20 protein-coding genes are annotated in these 21,486 nt (G+C 66.3%); 12 read left to right on the top strand and 8 right to left on the bottom strand.

Annotated elements, in window-relative coordinates:
• Positions 1–38: 38 nt before the first annotated feature.
• The 4 genes from rpoH to ftsY form a co-directional block, all read right to left on the bottom strand.
• On the bottom strand, positions 39–893 hold the full coding sequence (gene rpoH / locus HU751_RS09810; RefSeq protein WP_186732446.1) for an RNA polymerase sigma factor RpoH: 855 nt from the start codon (positions 891–893) through the stop codon (positions 39–41).
• 111 nt (positions 894–1,004) lie between these two features.
• Entirely contained in the window at positions 1,005–2,033 is a 1,029-nt protein-coding gene (gene ftsX / locus HU751_RS09805) for a permease-like cell division protein FtsX (RefSeq protein ID WP_186712024.1), read from the bottom strand.
• Positions 2,030–2,701 carry a cell division ATP-binding protein FtsE gene (gene ftsE, locus HU751_RS09800; protein ID WP_011531723.1) on the bottom strand — a complete coding sequence of 224 codons (672 nt, stop codon included), beginning with the start codon at positions 2,699–2,701 and terminating at the stop codon, positions 2,030–2,032. The genes ftsX and ftsE overlap by 4 nt, the downstream gene beginning before the upstream one ends.
• Complete coding sequence (ftsY, locus tag HU751_RS09795; RefSeq protein WP_186732445.1) at positions 2,698–4,260, bottom strand: signal recognition particle-docking protein FtsY; 1,563 nt, start codon at positions 4,258–4,260, stop codon at positions 2,698–2,700. The genes ftsE and ftsY overlap by 4 nt, the downstream gene beginning before the upstream one ends.
• 234 nt (positions 4,261–4,494) lie before the next feature.
• Here ftsY and HU751_RS09790 point away from each other — a divergent pair, with 234 nt between their 5' ends.
• The 6 genes from HU751_RS09790 (at position 4,495) to HU751_RS09765 (ending at position 11,777) form a co-directional block, all read left to right on the top strand.
• Positions 4,495–5,850 carry a M16 family metallopeptidase gene (locus HU751_RS09790; protein WP_186732444.1) on the top strand — a complete coding sequence of 452 codons (1,356 nt, stop codon included), beginning with the start codon at positions 4,495–4,497 and terminating at the stop codon, positions 5,848–5,850.
• Positions 5,843–7,336 (top strand): M16 family metallopeptidase, encoded by a 1,494-nt coding sequence (locus tag HU751_RS09785; RefSeq protein WP_186732443.1) that lies wholly within the window; start codon positions 5,843–5,845, stop codon positions 7,334–7,336. The genes HU751_RS09790 and HU751_RS09785 overlap by 8 nt, the downstream gene beginning before the upstream one ends.
• Positions 7,336–7,938, top strand: coding sequence for a 16S rRNA (guanine(966)-N(2))-methyltransferase RsmD (gene rsmD / locus HU751_RS09780; protein ID WP_186732442.1), 603 nt, complete (start codon positions 7,336–7,338; stop codon positions 7,936–7,938). Before HU751_RS09785 ends, rsmD begins: the two co-directional genes overlap by 1 nt.
• Positions 7,939–8,031: 93 nt before the next feature.
• Entirely contained in the window at positions 8,032–9,372 is a 1,341-nt protein-coding gene (locus tag HU751_RS09775; protein ID WP_186732441.1) for a M16 family metallopeptidase, read from the top strand.
• The gene (locus tag HU751_RS09770) at positions 9,369–10,724 is read left to right on the top strand and encodes a M16 family metallopeptidase (protein ID WP_186732440.1); all 1,356 of its coding nucleotides are present in this window, start codon (positions 9,369–9,371) and stop codon (positions 10,722–10,724) included. Before HU751_RS09775 ends, HU751_RS09770 begins: the two co-directional genes overlap by 4 nt.
• Before the next feature lie 60 nt (positions 10,725–10,784).
• Positions 10,785–11,777 (top strand): hydrolase, encoded by a 993-nt coding sequence (locus tag HU751_RS09765; RefSeq protein WP_186732439.1) that lies wholly within the window; start codon positions 10,785–10,787, stop codon positions 11,775–11,777.
• Between the two features lie 85 nt (positions 11,778–11,862).
• Here the strand turns inward: HU751_RS09765 and HU751_RS09760 are convergent, their stop codons facing one another.
• Both HU751_RS09760 and HU751_RS09755 read right to left on the bottom strand, forming a co-directional pair.
• Positions 11,863–12,717, bottom strand: a complete 855-nt coding sequence (locus tag HU751_RS09760) for a sulfurtransferase (protein WP_186732438.1) — start codon at positions 12,715–12,717, stop codon at positions 11,863–11,865.
• 35 nt (positions 12,718–12,752) lie between these two features.
• A complete protein-coding gene (locus HU751_RS09755; protein ID WP_050707373.1) occupies positions 12,753–13,418 on the bottom strand; it encodes a TetR/AcrR family transcriptional regulator in 666 nt (221 codons plus the stop codon).
• A 144-nt stretch (positions 13,419–13,562) separates the two neighbouring features.
• Here HU751_RS09755 and HU751_RS09750 point away from each other — a divergent pair, with 144 nt between their 5' ends.
• The 6 genes from HU751_RS09750 to ggt all read left to right on the top strand — a co-directional run bounded on the left by HU751_RS09750 (position 13,563) and on the right by ggt (position 19,747).
• Positions 13,563–14,993: a coniferyl aldehyde dehydrogenase gene (locus HU751_RS09750; RefSeq protein ID WP_186732437.1), complete on the top strand. Its 1,431-nt coding sequence runs from the start codon at positions 13,563–13,565 to the stop codon at positions 14,991–14,993.
• 12 nt (positions 14,994–15,005) lie between these two features.
• A complete protein-coding gene (locus HU751_RS09745) occupies positions 15,006–15,491 on the top strand; it encodes a twin-arginine translocation pathway signal protein (RefSeq protein WP_186732436.1) in 486 nt (161 codons plus the stop codon).
• Positions 15,492–15,514: 23 nt separating this feature from the next.
• The gene (locus tag HU751_RS09740; RefSeq protein ID WP_186732435.1) at positions 15,515–17,113 is read left to right on the top strand and encodes a GMC family oxidoreductase; all 1,599 of its coding nucleotides are present in this window, start codon (positions 15,515–15,517) and stop codon (positions 17,111–17,113) included.
• A 111-nt stretch (positions 17,114–17,224) separates the two neighbouring features.
• On the top strand, positions 17,225–17,704 hold the full coding sequence (gene coaD / locus HU751_RS09735; protein ID WP_028689146.1) for a pantetheine-phosphate adenylyltransferase: 480 nt from the start codon (positions 17,225–17,227) through the stop codon (positions 17,702–17,704).
• A 109-nt stretch (positions 17,705–17,813) separates the two neighbouring features.
• Positions 17,814–18,065, top strand: a complete 252-nt coding sequence (locus HU751_RS09730; RefSeq protein WP_011531711.1) for a YfhL family 4Fe-4S dicluster ferredoxin — start codon at positions 17,814–17,816, stop codon at positions 18,063–18,065.
• A complete protein-coding gene (gene ggt / locus HU751_RS09725) occupies positions 18,065–19,747 on the top strand; it encodes a gamma-glutamyltransferase (RefSeq protein WP_186732434.1) in 1,683 nt (560 codons plus the stop codon). Before HU751_RS09730 ends, ggt begins: the two co-directional genes overlap by 1 nt.
• A gap of 90 nt (positions 19,748–19,837) precedes the next feature.
• On the opposite strand, the gene mutM is transcribed toward ggt, so the two are convergent.
• Positions 19,838–20,650: a bifunctional DNA-formamidopyrimidine glycosylase/DNA-(apurinic or apyrimidinic site) lyase gene (gene mutM, locus HU751_RS09720; protein WP_186732433.1), complete on the bottom strand. Its 813-nt coding sequence runs from the start codon at positions 20,648–20,650 to the stop codon at positions 19,838–19,840.
• A 3-nt stretch (positions 20,651–20,653) separates the two neighbouring features.
• Positions 20,654–21,472: an HDOD domain-containing protein gene (locus HU751_RS09715; RefSeq protein ID WP_186712322.1), complete on the bottom strand. Its 819-nt coding sequence runs from the start codon at positions 21,470–21,472 to the stop codon at positions 20,654–20,656.
• Positions 21,473–21,486: the final 14 nt, after the last annotated feature.

Raw genomic sequence — 21,486 nt, 5'->3', positions numbered from 1 at the left:
GCGAGAACAGCGGCTTTTTCACTCCAGCCAGGCGCCGATCAGATCGTGATCAATGCCTTGACCTTGTTCATCGCGTTCTTCTCCAGCTGGCGAATACGCTCGGCCGAAACGCTGTATTTCTCCGCCAGCTCATGCAGCGTGGCCTTTTCCTCGGCCAACCAGCGCTGATAGAGGATATCGCGACTGCGATCGTCCAGGCCTTGCAGCGCTTCATGCAGGTTGCTGGTGGAGTTGTCGCTCCAATCAGCGTCCTCCAACTGCACGGCCGGATCGTAGCGGTGGTCTTCCAGGTAATGCGCGGGCGACTGGAAGGCGCTGTCGTCGTCGGCTTCGGCCGCCGGGTCGAAGGCCATGTCCTGGCCGCTCAGACGGCTTTCCATCTCGCGCACTTCACGGGGCTCGACGCCGAGGCTTTCGGCCACGCGATGCACTTCGTCGTTGTTCAACCAGGCCAGGCGCTTCTTCTGGCTGCGCAGGTTGAAGAACAGCTTGCGCTGGGCCTTGGTGGTGGCCACCTTGACGATGCGCCAGTTGCGCAGGATGAACTCGTGGATCTCGGCCTTGATCCAGTGCACCGCGAAGGACACCAGACGCACGCCCATTTCCGGGTTGAAACGCTTTACCGCCTTCATCAGGCCGACGTTGCCTTCCTGGATCAGGTCGGCCTGGGCCAACCCGTAGCCGGCGTAGCTACGGGCGATGTGTACGACGAAACGCAGGTGGGCCATCACCATTTGACGAGCGGCCTCGAGATCCTGCTCATAGTAGAGACGCTCGCCCAGATCACGCTCCTGCTCCGGCGACAGCAAGGGGATGCTGTTGACCGTGTGCACGTAGGCTTCCAGGTTTGCACCGGGAACCAGGGCATAGGCAGGTTGCAACGATGTGGTCATTCAAGTACCTCCGGCTTACAGACTCGTGCCTTGTGGGCACTGCCAGCATAGACAAGGAACCGTTGTACAAGTTCCAGGATGAAAAATTTGTCAATACTGGCCATGAAACATTTATCGCGGTGCCAGCTCGTTCAAGTGACGAGCGACGGCGATCCATGCACCGATATACCCTAACAGCACCGCCCCGATCAAGAGTGAAAGGCCATCCGAGGCCGGCACGCCACCTAGGGCAAAATCACTGCCATACAGGCCGGACAGCCCGACCACCGCGTCGTTCAGCCAGTTCAGGCCGAACGCCAGGATACCCCAGGCCAGCACGCCCGCACCCAGGCCGTACAGCGCGCCCATGTACAGGAAAGGCCGGCGCACGTAGCTGTCGGTGCCGCCGACGAGCTTGATCACTTCGATCTCGACCCGGCGGTTTTCGATATGTAGACGAATTGTGTTACCGATTACTAACAGCAGAGCGGAAATCAGCATCACCGCCAGGCCGAAGACGAACCGGTCACCCAGCTTGAGGATCGCCGCCAGGCGCTCGACCCACACCAGGTCCAGCTGCGCCGCTTCCACGCGAGGGAGCTCGGACAGGCGCTGGCGCAAGGCCTCCAGGGCGGGTTTATCGACCTCGGTCGGGGTCACCACCACCACGCCAGGCAGTGGATTGTCCGGCAACTCGCGCAACGCCTCGCCAAGTCCCGACTGCTGCTGGAACTCTTCCAGTGCCTGCTCGCGGCTGACGTACTGGGCCTCGGCAACGCCCGGCATACCCTTGATCTCGTCACGCAAGGCCTCGCCGTCGCGGCTGCTGGCATCGAGCTTGAGGTACAGCGAGATCTGCGCCGCGCGCTGCCACGAACCGCCGAGTTTCTCGACGTTCTTCAGCAGCAGCGAGAGGCCCATGGGCATGCTCAGCGCCACGGCCATCACCAGGCAGGTGAAGAAACTGCCGATCGGCTGCTTGGCCAGGCGGCGCAGGCTGTCGGCCAGGCTGGCGCGGTGGCTTTCCAGCCAGGCGTGCAGCAGGGTGCTGAAGTCCGGGCCATCGTCGTCGTGATCGCCACGCTTTTTCTTCGTCGGTTGCGGATCGGCGGCTTTCGGCGCCACGCGCTCGGAAACCTTTGGTGTACGTGTGGTGCTCATTGCCCGGCCTCCCCATCGCCGATCAAGCGGCCGCGTTGCAGCGTCAGCATGCGGTGGCGCATGCGCGCGATCAGCGCCAGGTCGTGACTGGCGATCAATACCGTGGTACCCAGGCGGTTGATGTCCTCGAACACGCCCATGATCTCGGCGGCCAGGCGCGGGTCGAGGTTACCGGTGGGTTCGTCCGCCAGCAGCAGGGCCGGCTGGTGGACGATGGCGCGGGCAATGCCCACGCGCTGCTGCTGGCCGGTGGACAGGTCGGCCGGGAACAGCTCGCCCTTGTCGCTCAGCGACACGCGCTCCAGTGCCGAATCCACGCGCTTGGCGATCTCGGCCTTGGACAGCCCGAGGATCTGCAGCGGCAGGGCGATGTTGTTGAACACCGTGCGATCGAACAGCAATTGGTGGTTCTGGAACACCACGCCGATCTGCCGGCGCAGGAACGGGATCTGCGCGTTGCTGATCTGGCCCAGGTCCTGCCCGGCCAGCAGCAGCTTGCCGCTGGTCGGACGCTCCATGGCCAGCAACAGGCGCAGCAGGGTGCTCTTGCCGGCGCCGGAGTGGCCGGTGACGAACAGGAACTCGCCACGACGCGCCCGGAAGCTCAGTTCGTGCAGGCCGACGTGGCCGTTGGGATAGCGCTTGGCTACCTGTTCGAATCGGATCATGAAGGTTCCCGCTCGGCGAACAGCGCCTTGACGAAGGGTTCGGCCTCGAAGGTGCGCAGGTCGTCGATACCCTCGCCCACACCAATGAAGCGGATCGGGATGTTGAACTGCTTGGCCAGGGCGAAGATGACACCGCCCTTGGCGGTGCCGTCCAGCTTGGTCAGGGCCAGGCCGGTCAGTTCGACGCTCTGGTTGAAGTACTTGGCCTGGCTGATGGCGTTCTGCCCGGTTCCGGCGTCGAGCACCAGCAGCACCTCGTGGGGCGCCTCGGCGTCGAGCTTGCCGATCACCCGACGGACCTTCTTCAGCTCTTCCATCAGGTTGTCCTTGGTGTGCAGGCGACCGGCGGTGTCGGCGATCAGCACATCGACGCCACGGGCCTTGGCGGCCTGCACGGCGTCGAAGATCACCGAGGCCGAGTCGGCGCCGGTGTGTTGGGCGATGACCGGGATCTGGTTGCGCTCACCCCAGACCTGCAACTGCTCCACCGCCGCGGCGCGGAAGGTGTCGCCGGCGGCGAGCATGACCTTCTTGCCTTCGAGCTGCAGCTTCTTGGCCAGCTTGCCGATGGTGGTGGTCTTGCCAGCGCCGTTCACGCCGACTACCAGGATCACGTAGGGTTTGCTCTGCGCCTCGATCTTCAGCGGCTGCTCGACCGGGCGCAGCAAGGCGGCCAGTTCGTCCTGCAGCGACTTGTACAGGGCGTCGGCGTCGGCAAGCTGCTTGCGGGCGACCTTCTGTGTCAGGTTCTGGACGATGGTCGAGGTGGCCTCGACACCGACGTCGGCGGTCAGCAGGCGGGTCTCGATCTCGTCGAGCAGGTCGTCATCGATGACCTTCTTGCCCAGGAACAGGCTGGCCATGCCCTCGCCGATGCTGGCGCTGGTCTTCGACAGGCCCTGCTTGAGGCGGGCGAAGAAGCCCTGTTTGGCAGGCTCGGCGGCGACTGGCGCAGGTTCGACGGCAGCCGGTGCGACAGGCACTTCTGGTTCAGGCTCGACCGCAGGGGCAACCACTACCGGGGCGGGCTCGGGCACCACCACCTCAGGGGCCGGGCGCTCGGGGATGACCGGCGGCGCCTTGGGTTCGAGGTCTGGCACCAATGCAACCGGCTCTTCCGCGACCGGCAGCACCAGGTTGCTCACGGGTGCAGGTGGCGCTGGCTCAACCACGGCCGTCGGCAGGTCCGCCGCATTCGCGGGCAAGCCCTCTGCCACAGGTGCCTGCGGCACTTGTACCTGAACAACAGGCTCAGCCTCGACCACCAGGGCAGGCTCGACCGGGACTTCCACCGGCACAGGCTGGATGGGTTGCACCACCTGTGGAGCAACCGGTTCAGGCTCGGCTGGCACGCTCACCGGCGCAGGCTGGGGTGCCTCGGCCAGCGGAGCAGGCTGCTCGGCGGGAGGCTGCTGCACCACCGGCGCCTCAACGGGCGGTTGGGGGGCTTGCGGCTGTTCGGCGACAGGTTGCTCCGGCTTCTTGCGGAACCAGCTGAACAGGCCTTTCTTCTCACCAGCCGCGGCCGGCGCTTTTTTGTCGTCGTTGGAACCAAACATGGAAGACGGCTATCTCAGGGTAGCGATGCGCCAGCAGTGGCGCATCGGGAATTCTTAACTCACGCAGAACAGACTACTGTGAAGCCAGCGGGTTCATGCGCAACGTTTTGTCGTAAGGGCCTGCGGGCCAGAACGGCGACAGGCATGGTCGCCAGGCAACCGGATCAGTATCCTAGCACCTCCTGGCCCGCCGACGCTAAACCCAAGCGGGCCGCCGAACAGGTTGAACACCGTATGAATGCTCTAGCCCGCCGCGCCGCTGGCCTGTTGCTTGGCACGCTGTGCCTGCCGCTGGCGGCCTTCGCCGCCGATGTGCAACCCACCCACGAATTCATCCTCGACAACGGCCTGAAGGTGGTCGTGCGCGAGGACCACCGTGCGCCGGTGGTGGTTTCGCAGATCTGGTACAAGGTCGGCTCCAGTTACGAGACGCCGGGCCAGACCGGTCTGTCCCATGCCCTGGAACACATGATGTTCAAGGGCAGCGCCAAGCTCGGCCCCGGCGAGGCCTCGCGCATCCTGCGCGATCTCGGCGCCGAGGAGAACGCCTTCACCAGCGACGACTACACCGCCTATTACCAAGTGCTGGCCCGTGACCGCCTGCCGGTGGCCTTCGAGCTGGAAGCCGACCGCCTGGCCAGCCTGCGCCTGCCGGCCGACGAGTTCAGCCGCGAAATCGAGGTGATCAAGGAAGAGCGCCGCCTGCGCACCGACGACCAGCCCAACGCCAAGGCCTTCGAGCTTTTCCGCGCCATGGCCTACCCGGCCAGCGGCTATCACACCCCGACCATCGGCTGGATGGCCGACCTCGAACGCATGAAGGTCGAGGAACTGCGCCACTGGTACGAATCCTGGTACGCGCCGAACAACGCCACCCTGGTGGTGGTCGGCGACGTCAAGCCCGATGAGGTGAAGGCCCTCGCGCAAAAGTACTTCGGCCCCATCCCCAAGCGCGCCGTGCCGCCGAGCAAGCTGCCGCTGGAACTGGCCGAGCCAGGCCTGCGCCAGCTCACCCTGCACCTGCGCACGCAACTGCCAAGCCTGGTCTACGGCTTCAACGTACCGGCCCTGGCCACGGCCAAGGACCCGCGCGGCGTCAACGCCCTGCGCCTGATCTCGGCCCTGCTCGACGGCGGCTACAGCGCCCGCATGCCAGCGCGCCTGGAGCGCGGCCAGGAACTGGTGGCCGGCGCCTCGTCCAGCTACAACGCCTTCACCCGCGGCGACAGCCTGTTCATGATCTCGGCCACGCCCAACGTGCAGAAGCACAAGACCCTGGCCGAAGTGGAGAAAGGCATCTGGCAGCTGCTCGACGAGCTCAAGACCACGCCGCCGACCGCCGAGGAACTCGAACGCGTGCGCGCCCAGGTGATTGCCGGCCTGGTCTACGACCGTGATTCCATCAGCAGCCAGGCCACCACCATCGGCCAGCTGGAAACCGTCGGCCTGTCCTGGAAGCTGATCGACAGCGAGCTCGACGACCTCAAGCGCGTGACCCCGGAGGACATCCAGGCCGCCGCCCGCACCTATTTCACCCGCGAACGCCTGAGCGTTGCCCATGTACTGCCCGAGGAGTCCGCCCATGAGTGATCGCAGCGCACCGCGCTACACCCTGTTCGGCCTGGCGATCATCGTGCTGGTGGTGGCCGTCGCCGCGCTGCTGGCGCGCCCGGCCCAGTCCGACAGCCAAGGCAAGGCAGACACCGCGGCTCGCCCGGCCAACACCCTGCAATCGCTGGCCGAACTGGACGGCAAGGCCCCCAGCCGGCGCCAGCTGAACATCCAGCACTGGTCCACCGCCGAAGGCGCCCGCGTGCTGTTCGTCGAGGCCCGCGAGCTGCCGATGTTCGACCTGCGCGTGACCTTCGCCGCCGGCAGCAGCCAGGACGGCGGCACCCCGGGCCTGGCCACCCTGACCAACGCCATGCTCAACGAGGGCGTGGCCGGCAAGGACGTCACCGCCATCGCCGAGGGCTTCGAAGGCCTGGGCGCCGACTTCGGCAACGGTTCGTACCGAGACATGGCCGTGGCGTCGCTGCGTAGCCTCAGCGCCAGCGACAAGCGCGAACCGGCGCTGAAGCTGTTCACCGAGGTGGTGGGCCAGCCGACCTTCCCCGAGGATGCCCTCAAGCGCATCAAGAACCAGCTGCTGGCCGGTTTCGAGTACGAGAAGCAGAACCCGGGCAAGATCGCCGGCAAGACCCTGTTCGCCAACCTCTACGGCAAACACCCTTACGCCAGCCCCAGCGACGGCAACGCCGAAACCATCCCGGGCATTACCCTGGAACAGCTGCGCGGCTTCCACGCCAAGGCCTACTCGGCCGGCAACGCGGTGATCGCCCTGGTCGGCGACCTCAGCCGCAGCGAAGCCGAAGCCATTGCCGCCCAGGTCTCCGCCGGCCTGCCCAAGGGCCCGGCCCTGGCCAAGCCCGAGCAACCGGTCGAACCCAAGACGGGCGCGACCCATATCGACTTCCCGTCCAAGCAGACCCACCTGATGCTGGCCGAGCTGGGCATCGACCGTAACGATCCGGACTGGCCGGCCCTGTCGCTGGGCAACCAGATCCTCGGTGGCGGCGCCTTCGGTACCCGCCTTATGAGCGAAGTGCGCGAAAAACGCGGCCTGACCTACGGCGTGTACTCGGTGTTCAGCCCGATGCAGGTACGCGGCCCGTTCATGATCAACCTGCAGACCCGCGCCGAACTCAGCGAGGGCACGCTCAAGCTGGTCCGGGATATCCTTGCCGACTACCTCAAGAGCGGCCCGACCCAGCAGGAGCTGGACGATGCCAAGCGCGAACTGGCCGGCAGCTTCCCGCTGTCCAACGCCAGCAATGCCAGCATCGTCGGCCAGCTGGGCGCGATCGGCTTCTACAACCTGCCACTGAGCTGGCTGGAAGACTTCATGCAGCAGTCCCAGGCGCTGACCGTCGAGCAGGTCAAGGCCGCCATGAACAAGCATCTGGCGGCGGACAAGCTGGTGATCGTCACCGTCGGCCCTAAGGTGGCCCAGCAGCCCCTGCCGGCCCCCACTGACAAACCCGCCGAGCAGCCGCTCGGCGTACCGGAGCACTAATGGCAAGACCCAATACCCCAGCACGCCCGGCACCGGGCGCCAGCAAGGGCCCCGGCCAACTGCGCATCATCGCCGGCGAGTGGCGCAGCCGCCGCCTGGCCGTGCCGGAAGGCGAAGGCCTGCGGCCGACGCCTGACCGTGTGCGCGAGACCCTGTTCAACTGGCTGGCGCCGCACATCGAAGGCGCACTGGTGCTCGATGCCTTCACCGGCAGCGGCGCGCTGGTGCTGGAGGCCTTGTCCCGCGGCGCCGAGAACGCGGTTGCACTGGACAGCAACCCGGCGGCCATCGCCAATCTCAAGAACAACCTCGAGCTGCTGCGCTGCCCGCGTGGGCAGATCCTGCAGACCGACGCTCTGCGCTACCTGCAAGGCCCGGCCAAACAGCAGTTCGACGTGGTGTTCCTCGACCCGCCGTTCCACCAGGACCTGCTGGCAAACACCTGCAACCTGCTGGAGCAGGGCCAGTGGCTGCGCGAGCAGGCGTGGATCTACACCGAAAGCGAAGCCGTGCCCTCCTCGCTGCCGATGCCGGGCAACTGGCGCCTGCACCGCGAGAAGAAGACCGGCCAGGTGCACTACGCATTGTGGCAACGAGGCTGACCTGACTGTCCGCCGGCCTAACTATGTAGCGCCGGCGGACTTGCCCGATTGCCGAAACTGCTCCTGTTGTCCATCGACCAGGAGCCTTGCGCAATGTCAGCCTCACCCCCTTCGCTCGATTCAGAAAGCGGTATGATCGCCGCCGGCCTGGCGTCGATCGCCGCGGCCAGCCCACCCGCCTTGCAGCACTTCACCCTGGAAAACGGCCTGTCGGTCTACCTGCGTGAGGACCACGGCATGCCGCTGGTCGCGGCACAGCTGTGGTATCACGTCGGCACCCGCCACGAGCCGCCAGGCCACAGCAATCTATCGCACCTGCTGGAACATCTGATGTTCAGCGGCAGCCGCAAGCTGGCACCCGGTCAGTACTCACGGGCAGTTGCACGCCTGGGGGGCAAGGCCAATGCCACGACGCGCAACGACGCCACTGCATTCGATATCGTGCTGCCAGCCACCCGGCTGCCTATTGCGCTGGAGATGATGGCCGACGCAATGGCCCATGCGACGCTCGGCCGTGACGCGTTCGAGCGTGAGATCAAGGCAATCGAGGATGAACGCAGGCTCAAGCTCGACAACTCGTGGTACCTGCAGAGCCTCGACCAGCACCATCGGCTTGCCCACGAGGGCAGCCCCTACGCCGAGCCGACATTCGGCCACCCTGTCGACCTCAATGAAATGCAGTGGGCCTCGGTACACACCTGGTACCGGACCTGGTACGTGCCTAACAACGCCACGTTGGTGGTGGTAGGGGCGGTCGATCTGCAAAGCCTGCGCCAGCAGGTGAAGGCCTGCTTTGCCGGGATACCACGTTCTGCACTCCCCGCACCGCAGCCCCTGCGGCAACCCGTTGAATGGCGGGAGCGTAGCCAGACACTGGTCAGACCTGACCTTCGAGGTGGCCTGCACCTCTCGTTCAACGTGCCGAGCCAGGCTACGGCTCAATCACCCCAGGTGAGTTGCGCCCTGCGCCTGCTCTGCGAGGTGCTCGGCAAAGGCTTCAGTTCCAGGCTCTACGGCAATCTGGTACGCGACAGGCAGTTGCTGAGGGGCCTTGTCATCGACTACCAACACCTGTGCCATGGCGATACGTTGCTGACCCTGTCCGCCACAACCGGCAACGCCACGCCGCAAGAAGCAGCACAGGCCATCCGGGAAATCATCGAGGATCTGCGCCGCACGCCCCTGCCGGACGAAGTACTGGAGCACGCGAAACTACGGCTGCTCGCAAGACAGCTGTATACCCGCGACAGCAACGCGTGGCAGGCAGAACAGATCGGCCAGGCCGCAGCCATTGGCCTTGATCCAAGCCTATTGGACCGAGAGCCGGAGCTGCTGCGCAGCCTCACCAGTTCCATGGTGCGACAGATTGCCTCCCAATATCTGCAACGCGAACGCTCGACCGCTACCTACCTGTTGCAAGGAGCCGGCGCATGAATACCTTCACTCGATCAGAGAATACCTCTCCTGCCGAGCGGACATCGGCCCAGACCATCGACCTCGGGCACCACGCGTCGATTGAGCAGCAGGTACACCGCTGGCAAACCTCTGAGGGGGCACGAGTACGCTTAGTCACGGACCATAAGCGACCGGTATTCGATCTGGTCCTGCGTTTTCGCGCAGGCAGCGCCCAGGACAGCGAGCTACCCGGCATCGCGGCACTCGCGCTTTATTGCCTCGATCAGGGAACCGAATCATTCGACGCCGCGCAGTTCGTGGATCAGCTGGAGGGACTTGGCGCGATCATGAACAGGGAAATCCACCAGGATCATGCCCTCGTCTCCTTGCGTGGACTCAGCGTGCCAGGCCTGCGCGACCGTGCCGTGGGCCTGCTCGCCGACATGGTGGCGCGCCCTGCCTTCAGAGAGCCTGACCTGGAGAAGATCCGGTCGCGCATTGGCGGCCACCTGCTCAGTCGCGGCCGAAGCAGCCAGTACGTGCTCGCTGACGCCACCATGAGCCAGTTGTTCGCCAACCACCCGTATGCGACACCCTCCGCGGGCACCCTGGAAAGCCTTGCCAACCTCACTGTTGATCAACTGCGCGCTTTCCATCGACGCGCCTACTCGGCCAGCAATCTGGATATAGGGATCGTCGGCGACCTGTCCCTGGAGCAGGCTGAAGCGCTCGTCAACACGATCACCCAGGCGTTGCCGCAAGGCTGGGCAGCCGCGCCTCCCCCTCCCCCTGCCTTGGGCAAGCCCTCGACCCGGTCTCTCGAGCGGGCAGGCAATACGACCGTGGCGATGCTGACGATGGCATGCCAGGTGCCTCCCACGAGCCCGCATTATCCGGCCCTGGTGATGCTCGACCAGATCCTTGGCGCAAGTTTCGAGTCGCGACTGACACAGGAGCTGCGCGGCCGCCTGGCGCTGACCTACGACATCCATTCCAACCTGCTCCCGCTCGACGCCGCCAGCCTGCTGCAGATCAGCTGGGACATCGCCCCCGAGCACCTCGACGCCTCGCGCAGCCGCATAGAGCAGATTCTGCAGAGCCTGAGCGAAGAGGGCCCGAGCCAAGTCGAGCTCGATCTGGCCTTGAGCCAGCTGACAGGAAGCACCTTGCGCAGCATGGCCGCCAATGCCCAGCTAGCCAAGGCACTGGCGAAGTTCAGCCATCAGGGCCAACCTGCCGACTACCTGCCCAGGTTACTGGCGGCGCTGGCCAATCTGACGCCTGAAGACATCCGACAGACCGCCAGGAGCCTGCTCGCCACACAGCAACAGGTATTCGTCACACGGGGACCGATCGTCGAACAGCTGCCCCTGCCGTCACCAGACCAATAGCGCAGGTACAGCGGCGGTGTTTCATGGCACTCTAGGCAGGCACATCACGAGTCGCCCAGCATGCCCAGCCTCACCGCCACCTTCCGCCCGGCCACCGGCCTGTCCAACCCCCACCTGCAGACACTGTGGGGGCCCCTCTGGCGCAAGCTCCCGGACCTGCCGCGCAACCGCGAGCGCCTGTGGCTGGCCGACGGCGACTTCCTCGACCTCGACTGGCACGGGCCACACCAGCCCGACACGCCGCTGGTGCTGGTGCTACACGGCCTCACCGGCTCGTCCAATTCGCCCTACGTCAAAGGCCTGCAACTGGCCTTGCAGGGGCGTGGCTGGGCCAGCGTCGCGGTAAACTGGCGCGGCTGCTCGGGCGAGCCCAACCTGCTGGCGCGCAGCTACCATTCCGGGGCCAGCGAAGACCTGGCCGAGATCATCCTCCACTTGCGGGCACAGCGGCCCCTGGCGCCGCTGTATGCCGTGGGCTATTCGCTGGGCGGCAATGTGCTGCTCAAGTACCTGGGGGAAAGCGGCTCGGCCAGCCAGCTGGAGGCAGCGGTGGCGGTATCGGTGCCGTTTCGCCTGGACCAGTGCGCCGACCGCATCGGCCTGGGATTCTCGAAGATCTACCAGGCGCATTTCATGCGCGCGATGCTGGCGTACGTGCAGGACAAGCAGCGGCACTTCAAGGACAAGGGGCACCATGAGGGGCTGGCGACCCTCGAACGCCTGGGGCCTTTGAACAACCTGCGCACCTTCTGGGACTTCGATGGCAAGGTAACCGCGCCGCTCAATGGTTTCAGCGATGCCCATGACTACTACCGCCGGGCGTCCAGCCGCTACTACCTGGGGAAAAACCGCACGCCGACGCTGATCATCCATGCCAGCGATGATCCGTTCGTGTTCGGTCATAGCTTGCCGGCTGCAGACGAACTGGCGCCACTGACGCAGTTCGAACTGCACAATCGCGGTGGCCATGTCGGCTTCGTCGAGGGCAGCCTGCGCAATCCGGGGTATTACCTGGAGCGGCGTATTCCGCAATGGCTGATGGACGGACGCTAGACCCCATCCAGGAACAAGGTTGAGGGAGGGCTTCGTGGGAGTGGGCCCCGCGATAGCATCACCGGGCCCACTCCCACCTCACGAACTACTCGCCAGTGGCCACGCCACGCTGCGGATCGTTGATCCACTCACTCCACGATCCGGCATACAGCCGCCCCAGCGGATACCCCGCGAGCGCCAGGGCAAACAGGTTGTGGCAGGCGGTCACGCCAGAGCCGCAATAGGCCACCAGGTCCTCCGGCGAACGGCCGGCCAACTTCTCGGCAAAACGCTGCTTCAGCGTGTCGGCCGGCAGGAAACGCCCGTCGGCGCCAAGGTTGTCGGTGAATGCCGCGCACTGGGCGCCCGGAATGTGCCCGGCCACCGGATCGATCGGCTCCACCTCGCCACGAAAACGCGGCAACCCGCGGGCATCGATCAGGGTCAGCGCCGGATCGTCCAGGCGCTTGCCCAGGTGCGTGGCGTCGATCAGCAGCTTCATGTCCGGCTCGCCGCTGAACGTCCCCTCGCGACGCACGGGCGAGTCCAGGCTCAAGGGCAGATGAGCGGCGTGCCAGGCCTTGAGGCCTCCGTCGAGGATGAACACCGCCTCGCGCTTGCCCAGCCAGGCCAGCAGCCACCAGGCGCGCGCGGCAAAGGCACCGGGGCCATCGTCGTAGAGCACCACCTGGCTGTCGTTGTCCACGCCCCACTCGCGCAGGCGCTCCACCAGCCGCTGCGGATCGGGCAGCGGGTGACGCCCCGTGCGACCCTTGACCACCGGCCCGCTCAGGTCACGCTCGAGGTCGGCGAAATGCGCCCCGGCGATATGCCCCTCGGCATAGCTGCGTTGGCCGTAGTCGACGTCCTCCAGGGCAAAGCGGCAGTCGAGGATCACCAGGCCGGGCGCGTCCAGGCGTTCGGCCAGCTGTTGCGGGGTGATCAGTTGCGCAAGGGGCATGACAATCTCCTGATGAATGGCTCGAAGACCCCGGATCACTGCTCCAGGGCCTGGTTGAACGGAACGTGAAACTCATCGCACAACGCCTGCACCGCGGCACGCGAGCCTGGGGTGACATACCCCAGTTCCAGCACCACCACCTGATAGACGCCGCGCATGAACGCTTCTTCACCCAGGTGCGCGCAATGCTCGCGGGTGGTGCTGAGAAAACGCACCCAGGAGGTCAGCACGATCCACGCGTTGATGGTCAGCGACTCGATCTGCGGGCCGTCCATGCTCAGGATGCCGGCCTCGACGAAGCCCCGGTAGATCGCCTGCCCCTGCAGCAGGCAGCGCCGCGAGAAGCGTCGGTAACGGGCGGCCAGCTCCGGGTCGCTGTCGAGCAGGTGCTCCAGGTCGCGGTGCAGGAAACGGTAGTTCCACATCGCCGCCAGCAGCGCCTTGAGGTAGAAGCGCTTGTCCTCGACGGTGGCGATGCGGCCCTGGGGCGGACGCAGGAAGCTGTCGACCAGCTCTTCGTACTGGTTGAACAGCACGGCGATGATCGCCTGCTTGTTGGGGAAGTGGTAGTACAGGTTGCCGGGCGAGATCTCCATGTGCGCGGCTATGTGGTTGGTGCTGACGCAACGCTCGCCCTGCTGGTTGAACAGCTCCAGGCTGCTCTGCACGATGCGCTCTCGGGTCTTCATGCGCGGGGCCATGCTCAGCTCCAGTCTCCAGCTTGATTGATCGGGCCATCTTACGGCTTCCCGCAGGTCGGGTGCACCGCCGGCCAGGTGAAAAAGAGTGCACCATCGTACCAATTAGAGTATATGCTCTATTCACTTATCACCCCCGGAGCCGCCATGACCTCGCCTGCCGTCCTCCCCCCTGTGCAATCCGACCTCGACCTGCAAGCGACGTTCGACGCCCTGCGTCGGGCCTTCGCCGCCAACCCGATGCCCCCGGCCGCGCAACGTCGGCAGTGGCTGAAAAGCCTGCGCGAGGCGCTGCTGGCCGAGCAGGAGACGCTGATCGCGACCATCGACGCCGACTTCAGCGGCCGCAGCCGCGACGAGACCCTGATCGCCGAGCTGATGCCGTCGGTCCTCGGCCTGCGCGACGCGGAAAAACAGCTGGGGCGCTGGATGCGCGCCTCGCGGCGCAAGGTCGGCCTGGCCTTCCAGCCCGCCAGCGCGCGGATCGAGTACCAACCACTGGGGGTGGTGGGGATCATCGTGCCGTGGAACTACCCGCTGTTCCTCGCCATCGGCCCGCTGACCGGTGCCCTGGCCGCCGGCAACCGGGTGATGCTCAAGCTCAGCGAGTCCACGCCCGCCAGCGGGCAGGCCATCAAGGACCTGCTTGGACGTGTATTCCCCAGCGACCTGGTCAGTGTAGTACTGGGCGAGGTGGAGGTCGGCCAGGCCTTCGCCCGCCTGCCATTCGACCATCTGCTGTTCACCGGGGCCACCAGCGTCGGCCGCCACGTAATGCTGGCCGCCGCGCAGAACCTCACCCCGGTGACCCTGGAGCTGGGCGGCAAGTCGCCGGCCATCGTCTCGACCGATGTGCCGCTGGACACCGCCGCCGAACGCATCGCCTTCGGCAAGACCCTCAATGCCGGGCAGACCTGCGTCGCCCCCGACTACGTGCTGGTGCCCCGCGAGCGCCTGGACGCCTTCGCCGACGCCTACCGGCGTGCCGTGCAGCGCTTCTACCCACGCCTGACCGACAACCCCGACTACAGCGCGATCATCAACGAGCGTCAGCTCGGTCGCCTCAACCGCCTGCTGGACGATGCCCGCGAGCAAGGCGCCCAGGTGGTCGACCTCTACCCCGACGAACCCCGCCAGGGCCGCCAACTGCCGCCACACCTGCTGCTGCAGGTGCACGACGGCATGCAGGTGATGCAGGACGAGATCTTCGGCCCGTTGCTGCCGCTGGTGCCCTACGACCGCCTGGACGACGCACTGGCCTACATCAACCAGCGTCCCCGGCCCCTGGCGCTCTATTACTTCGGCTATGACAAGGGCGAGCAGGCACGGGTACTGCGCGACACCCACTCCGGCGGCGTCTGCCTCAACGACACCCTGCTGCACGTGGCCCAGGACGACCTGCCGTTCGGCGGCGTCGGCCCGTCCGGCATGGGCCACTACCATGGCCACGACGGTTTCCTGACCTTCAGCAAGGCCAAGGCCGTGCTGGCCAAGCAGCGCATCAATGCCGCCAAGACGATCTACCCGCCCTATGGCAAAGCCTTGCAGCGCCTGGTCTACAAGCTGTTCATCCGCTGAGCGCCGGCGCGTATGCATCGTCGCGACCTGCTCAGGTTCAGCTTTGGGGCCAGCCTGTTTCTGGGAGCCACCGGCCTGGTCGGTTGCTCGCCGCAGGCGGCCTCGCCCGGTTATCAGGTCCTGCGCGATGATGACCTGCCTCTGCTGCAGGCCCTGATACCCGTCGTGCTGGCGGGTACCCAGGCTTCCACCGAATGGGTGCTGCACAGCCTCGACCACAAGCTGGCAGCGCTGTCGCCCGCCATGCTCAAGCTGACCCGGCAACTGTTCGACGTGCTCACCCTGCCCCTGACCCGAGGGCCGCTGACCGGTATCTGGGGCGGCTGGGCCAGCGCCACGGATAGCGAGCTGGAGCGCTTTCTCGAACGCTGGCGGGACAGTTCGCTGAACCTGCTGCGCCAGGGCCATGCCTCGCTGCTGCAACTGCTGCTCATGGCCTGGTACGAACGCCCCGAGGCCTGGGCGGCCTGCGGCTATCCAGGGCCGCCGAAGATCTGACCCACTGACAAGAGCATCGCCAAATGCCCGTCCCCGACCCGTTTCGCCAAGGCCTCGCTCGAGGCTGGATCACCCACGATGGCTCGCGCCTGGAGCAGGACCTGAGCCTCGAAGCCGACGTCGCCGTGATCGGCAGCGGCGCGGGCGGCGCCACAACCGCCGAACGGCTGAGCGCGGCCGGCCTGAAGGTGCTGCTGATCGAGGAAGGCCCGCTGAAGACCAGCAGCGACTTCCACCTGCTGGAGCACGAGGCCTATGCCGACCTCTACCAGGAGGGCCTGGGCCGCCTGAGCAAGGATGGCGCCATCACCATCCTGCAGGGCCGGGCGGTAGGCGGCACCACCCTGGTCAACTGGACCTCGAGTTTCCGCACGCCGCCACAGACCCTGGAGCACTGGGCCCGCGAACATGGGGTCAAGGGCCTGGACAGCGACAGCCTGAAGCCCTGGTTCGAACGCATGGAGCAGCACCTGGGCATCAGCCCCTGGATGATGCCGCCCAATGCCAACAACGACGTGTTGCGTCGCGGCTGCGAGGCGCTCGGCCTGCGCTGGGCGGTGATCCCGCGCAACGTGCGCGGCTGCTGGAACCTGGGCTACTGCGGCATGGGCTGCCCGGTCAACGCCAAACAGTCGATGCTGGTCACCAGCATTCCGGCCACCCTTGAGCAAGGCGGCGAATTGCTTTACCTGGCCCGTGCCGAGCGCTTCAGCCACGACGGCCAACGTATCGACCACCTGCAATGCCAGGCCCTGGACGCTCAGGGGATCCAGCCCACCGGCCGACAGGTGCTCGTGCGTGCCCGGCATTACGTACTGGCCGGCGGCGGCATCAACAGCCCGGCCCTGCTGCTGCGCTCCGATGCGCCCGATCCTCACCAGCGCCTGGGCAAGCGCACCTTCCTGCACCTGGTCAACTTCAGCGCCGCGCAGTTCGAGACGAAGATCGACCCGTACTATGGCGCGCCGCAGTCAATCTACAGCGACCAGTTCCAGTGGCAGGACGGCGTCGCCGGCCCGGTCGGCTACAAGCTCGAAGTCCCGCCGCTGCACCCGGCCCTGGCCAGCACCCTGCTCGGCGGCCATGGCCAGGACAATGCCCTGCGCATGGCCGAGCTGCCCCATACCCACGTGATGCTGGCGCTGCTGCGCGATGGTTTCCACCCGGACAGCCCGGGCGGCCAGGTGGAGTTGCGTGGCGATGGCTCGCCGGTGCTCGACTACCCGGTCACCGACTACCTGCGCGACGGGCTGCGCCGGGCCTGGCACAGTATGGCGCAGATCCAGTTCGCCGCCGGTGCCCGCCGGGTGCTGCCGGTGCATGGCGATGCCCGGTATGCCGACAACCCGGAACACGCCAAGGCATTGATCGACAACCTGCCCCTGGAACTGTTTCGCATGCGCCTGGGCAGCGCCCACGTCATGGGCGGCTGCGCCCTGGGCGAGGATCCGCGCCAGGCGGTGTGCGACAGCCTGGGCCGGCATCACCAGCTGGAAAACCTGTCGGTCCACGACGGTTCGCTGTTCCCCACCAGCATCGGCGCCAACCCTCAGCTGTCGGTCTATGCCCTGACCGCCCTGCTCAGCGAGGCGCTGGTCGGCCGCCTGGCATCCGGCGCATGACAGCCAATAGCCATGCTGTCTATAGTGCCATCGACCAGCCACGCGACTTGGCCGGGCGCAATCGCTGCGCTACCATCCGACTCCCCAACGCACTCCAGCCAGGATGACGCGATGAACCGAGTGTTGTACCCGGGTACTTTCGACCCCATTACCAAAGGCCATGGCGACCTGGTCGAGCGCGCCTCGCGCCTGTTCGACCATGTGATCATCGCCGTGGCGGCCAGCCCCAAGAAAAACCCCCTGTTCCCCCTGGAGCAACGGGTGGCGCTGGCCCGCGAGGTCACCAAGCACCTGCCCAATGTCGAAGTCATCGGCTTCTCCTCGTTGCTGGCGCATTTCGCCAAGGAACAGAACGCCAATGTGTTCCTGCGCGGCCTGCGCGCGGTGTCCGACTTCGAATACGAGTTCCAGCTGGCCAACATGAACCGCCAGCTGGCGCCGGACGTCGAGAGCCTGTTCCTCACGCCATCCGAGCGCTATTCGTTCATTTCCTCGACGTTGGTCCGGGAAATCGCCGCGTTGGGCGGTGATATCAGCAAGTTCGTCCACCCTGCCGTGGCCGACGCGCTGACCGAGCGCTTCCGCAAGTAAGCCTCGCGGTCACGATGTCGCGCCCGCGTGCACTGCGGGCGCGAATCCGGCACAATTGTGCCCATCGCTTTGAAACATGCCCGGGCCCAACGCCCCGGCCGGAGTCCCCATGTCCCTGATCATCACCGACGATTGCATCAACTGCGACGTCTGCGAACCCGAGTGCCCGAACGCCGCCATCTCGCAAGGCGAAGAGATCTACGTGATCGACCCTAACCTGTGCACCCAGTGCGTCGGCCACTACGACGAGCCCCAGTGCCAGCAGGTCTGCCCGGTGGACTGCATCCCCCTGGATGAAGCCCACCCGGAGACCGAAGACGAGCTGATGGCCAAGTACCGCCGGATCACCGGCAAGGCCTGATGCCGTTCGTCGCCGCGCTTCGCCACGCAGCCCTCGGCGCCCTCCTGGCGCTGCTGGCCCATGGCGCCCTGGCCGCCGGGCCAGGTCAGGCGGCGATCGCCAGCCCGCACGGCGAAGCCACCGCGGCGGCAAGGCAGATCCTGCAGCAGGGCGGCAACGCTTTCGATGCCGCCGTGGCCATTGGCGCCACGCTGGCCGTTGTCGAGCCCTATGGCTCCGGCCTTGGCGGTGGCGGGTTCTTCCTGCTGCGCGAGAGTGCTGACAGCCCACGCTACGCCTTCCTCGACGCCCGCGAACGCGCCCCGGCCGCCGCCCGGGCCGACATGTACCTCAAGGACGGCCAGGTGCAGCCGGGCCTGTCGGTCAATGGCCCACTGGCCGCGGCCATCCCCGGCCTGCCCCAGGCGCTGGCCGACCTGGCCGCGACCCACGGCAGGCTGCCGCTCAAGGACAGCCTGGCCCCGGCCATTCGCCTGGCCAACCAGGGCTTTGTCGTCGACCGCATCTACCGTGACCGCGCGACCATGCGCCTGAGCGCCCTGCGCGACAATGCCGAAAGCGCCCGGCTGTTCCTCGCCGACAACGACATACCGGCGCTCGGCACAGTGATTCGCCAGCCGGAACTGGCCGCGACCCTGCTGGCGTTGGCCGAGCATGGGCGCGACGGTTTCTACCGTGGCCCGACGGCCCACCGGCTGGTCGATGGCGTGCGTCAGGCCGGCGGTGTCTGGACCCTCGATGACCTCGCCGGCTACCACACCGCCTGGCGCGAGCCGCTGCGTTATCCACTGGCCGACCAGCGCGAGCTGATCAGCAGTCCACCGCCCTCGGCCGGTGGCGTGGCCCTGGCCCAGAGCCTGGCCATGCTCCAGCGCCTGCCCTGGCAGAGCGCCGAGCCCGTGCAGCGCAGCCATTATGTGATCGAAGTGCTGCGCCGGGCCTACCGCGACCGCGGGCTGCTGGGCGACCCGGACTACGTGGCCAACCCCATCAACCGCCTGCTGGCGCGCCAGTACCTGACCGGCCTGGCCGACAGCATCGACGTGCGCCAGGCCACCCCCAGCAGCGCCCTGCCCCCCTCACCGGCCTGGCGCGAGGGCGACCACACCACCCACTTCACGGTGATCGACGCCGACGGCAATGCCGTGTCCGCCACGCTGTCGGTCAACCTGCCGTTCGGCGCGGCGTTCAGCGTGCCCGGCACCGGCGTTGTGCTGAACAACGAGATGGACGACTTTGCCGCCGATCCCAGCGGCAGCAACAGCTATGGCCTGGCCGGCAGCCAGGCCAACGCGGTGGCGGCGGGCAAGCGGCCCTTGTCGAGCATGAGTCCGACCTTCATCGAAAGCCCAAGCCAGTTCGCCAGCTTCGGCACGCCGGGCGGCAGCCGGATTCCGAGCATGGTGCTGCTGTCGGTGCTGGGCTTCCTCGAAGGGCGGCCGGTGGCCGAGTGGCCGGCGACGCCGCGCTATCACCATCAGTACCTGCCGGATGTGGTGGAGCATGAGCCGGGGACGTTCAGTGCCGGGCAGAAAGTCGAGCTTGAAGGGCGTGGGTATCGACTGAAGGATGTCGGGCGCCAATACGGGAATCAGCAGGTGCTCTATTGGGACAAGGCTGCCGGGACCGTGGAGGCGGCCAGTGATCCCAGGGGTGTAGGGCAGGCGGCGGTAGTCGACTGATCCGGCCCTATCGCGGGGCAAGCCCGCCCCTACGACTGGCTTGGCTCGCTTTCGTGGGAGCGGGCTTGCCCCGCGATAGGGCATGAGGCATCAGCGCTGGCATTTTGGGCAGAACACGCTCGCCCGCTGTCCCAGCTTCACTTCACGCAACTCGGTGCCACACACCTTGCACGGCTGACCACCGCGTCCATAGACGAACAGTTCCTGCTGGAAGTAGCCCGGCTGGCCATCGCCACCGATGAAGTCGCGCAAGGTGGTCCCACCCTGCTCGATGGCCGCCGCCAGCACCCGCTTGATCTCGATCGCCAGCTTCAGGTAACGCGCCCGGGAGATCCCGCCCGCCTCGCGGCGCGGGTCGATCCCGGCGGCGAACAGCGCCTCGGTGGCGTAGATGTTGCCCACCCCCACCACCACGGCGTTATCCATGATGAACGGTTTGACCGCCATCGACCGCCCACGGGACAGCTGGAACAGCCGCTCGCCGTCGAACAGGTCGGTCAGCGGCTCCGGCCCCAGGCGAATCAGCAGTTCGTGGTTGAGCGGATCGAGGCTCCAGAGCATGGCCCCGAAGCGGCGCGGGTCGGTGTAGCGCAGCATCATCCCCGACTCGAGCTCGATATCCACATGCTCGTGCTTGGCCGCCGGCAAGCCCAGTTCGACCAGGCGCAGGTTGCCCGACATGCCCAGGTGGCTGATCAAGGTGCCGACCTCGGCGTTGATCAGCAGGTACTTGGCGCGGCGCTCGACGCTGACGATGCGCTGCCCCGACAGGCGCACGTCGAGGTCTTCCGGGATCGGCCAGCGCAGGCGCCGGTCGCGCACCACCACGCGGCTGACCCGCTGCCCTTCCAGGTGCGGTGCGATGCCGCGCCGCGTCGTCTCGACCTCTGGCAGTTCCGGCATGGCTCAGTGCCCGCCCAATTCGCGGATGTTCTGCTTGAGCTGCTCGAAGTCGTATTCGGTCAGGCCGATGTAGTCCAGCACCAGCGGGCCAACCATGTTCCACTCATGGTCGACACTCTGGTTGCCCAGCACGCGGTAGGAGGCGCAGATGTGCTCGGACATCTTCAACACCGCCAGCAGGTTCTTCAGCTGGGTCTGGGTATTGCGCGAGGACTCGTCGCGGAACACCGCCAGGGCGTTGTGGTGGTTGGCGATGGCGGCGCTGATGTGCTCCGGCAGGCGCCAGGACTTGGCGGTGAAATAGCCGACCACCGAGTGGTTAGTGTTGAACACGCGGTTCTCGGTGTCCACCACGCGGACCTCGTCATTGGCCTTGGCGTAGGACTCCTCCAGCACTTCCATGTAGTTGGGGAAGCGCTTGTGCATCAGCGGCACGCCGCAGTCGTGGAACAGGCCCAGGGTGTAGGCCTCGTCCACCGCCTGGATGCCGGTGCGCTTGGCCAGGGTCAGGCAGGTCATGGCCACGTCCTGGGCGGTGTCCCAGAACGGGTTGAGGGTGACGATGGTCTCGTCGGTCATTTCACCCCTGATCGACTGAGCGTTGATCAGGTTGATGATCGAACGGCTACCCAACAGGTTCACGGCGCGCTGGATCGAACCGATCTTGTTCGCCAGGCCGAACTGCGCCGAGTTGACCAGTTTCAGCAGGGCGCCGGACAGACCCGGGTCCTGGCTGATCAGCTTGGCGATGGTCTCAAGGTCCGGGTCGGGCATGTACTGCTCGAACTGCAGGTCGACCATGATCTGCGGCTGCGGCGGGATGGTGATGCCCTGCA

Origin of the sequence: Pseudomonas peradeniyensis, from assembly GCF_014268935.2 — a bacterium.
GTDB lineage: Bacteria > Pseudomonadota > Gammaproteobacteria > Pseudomonadales > Pseudomonadaceae > Aquipseudomonas > Aquipseudomonas peradeniyensis.
This window is presented reverse-complemented; position numbering and strand designations above follow the sequence as displayed.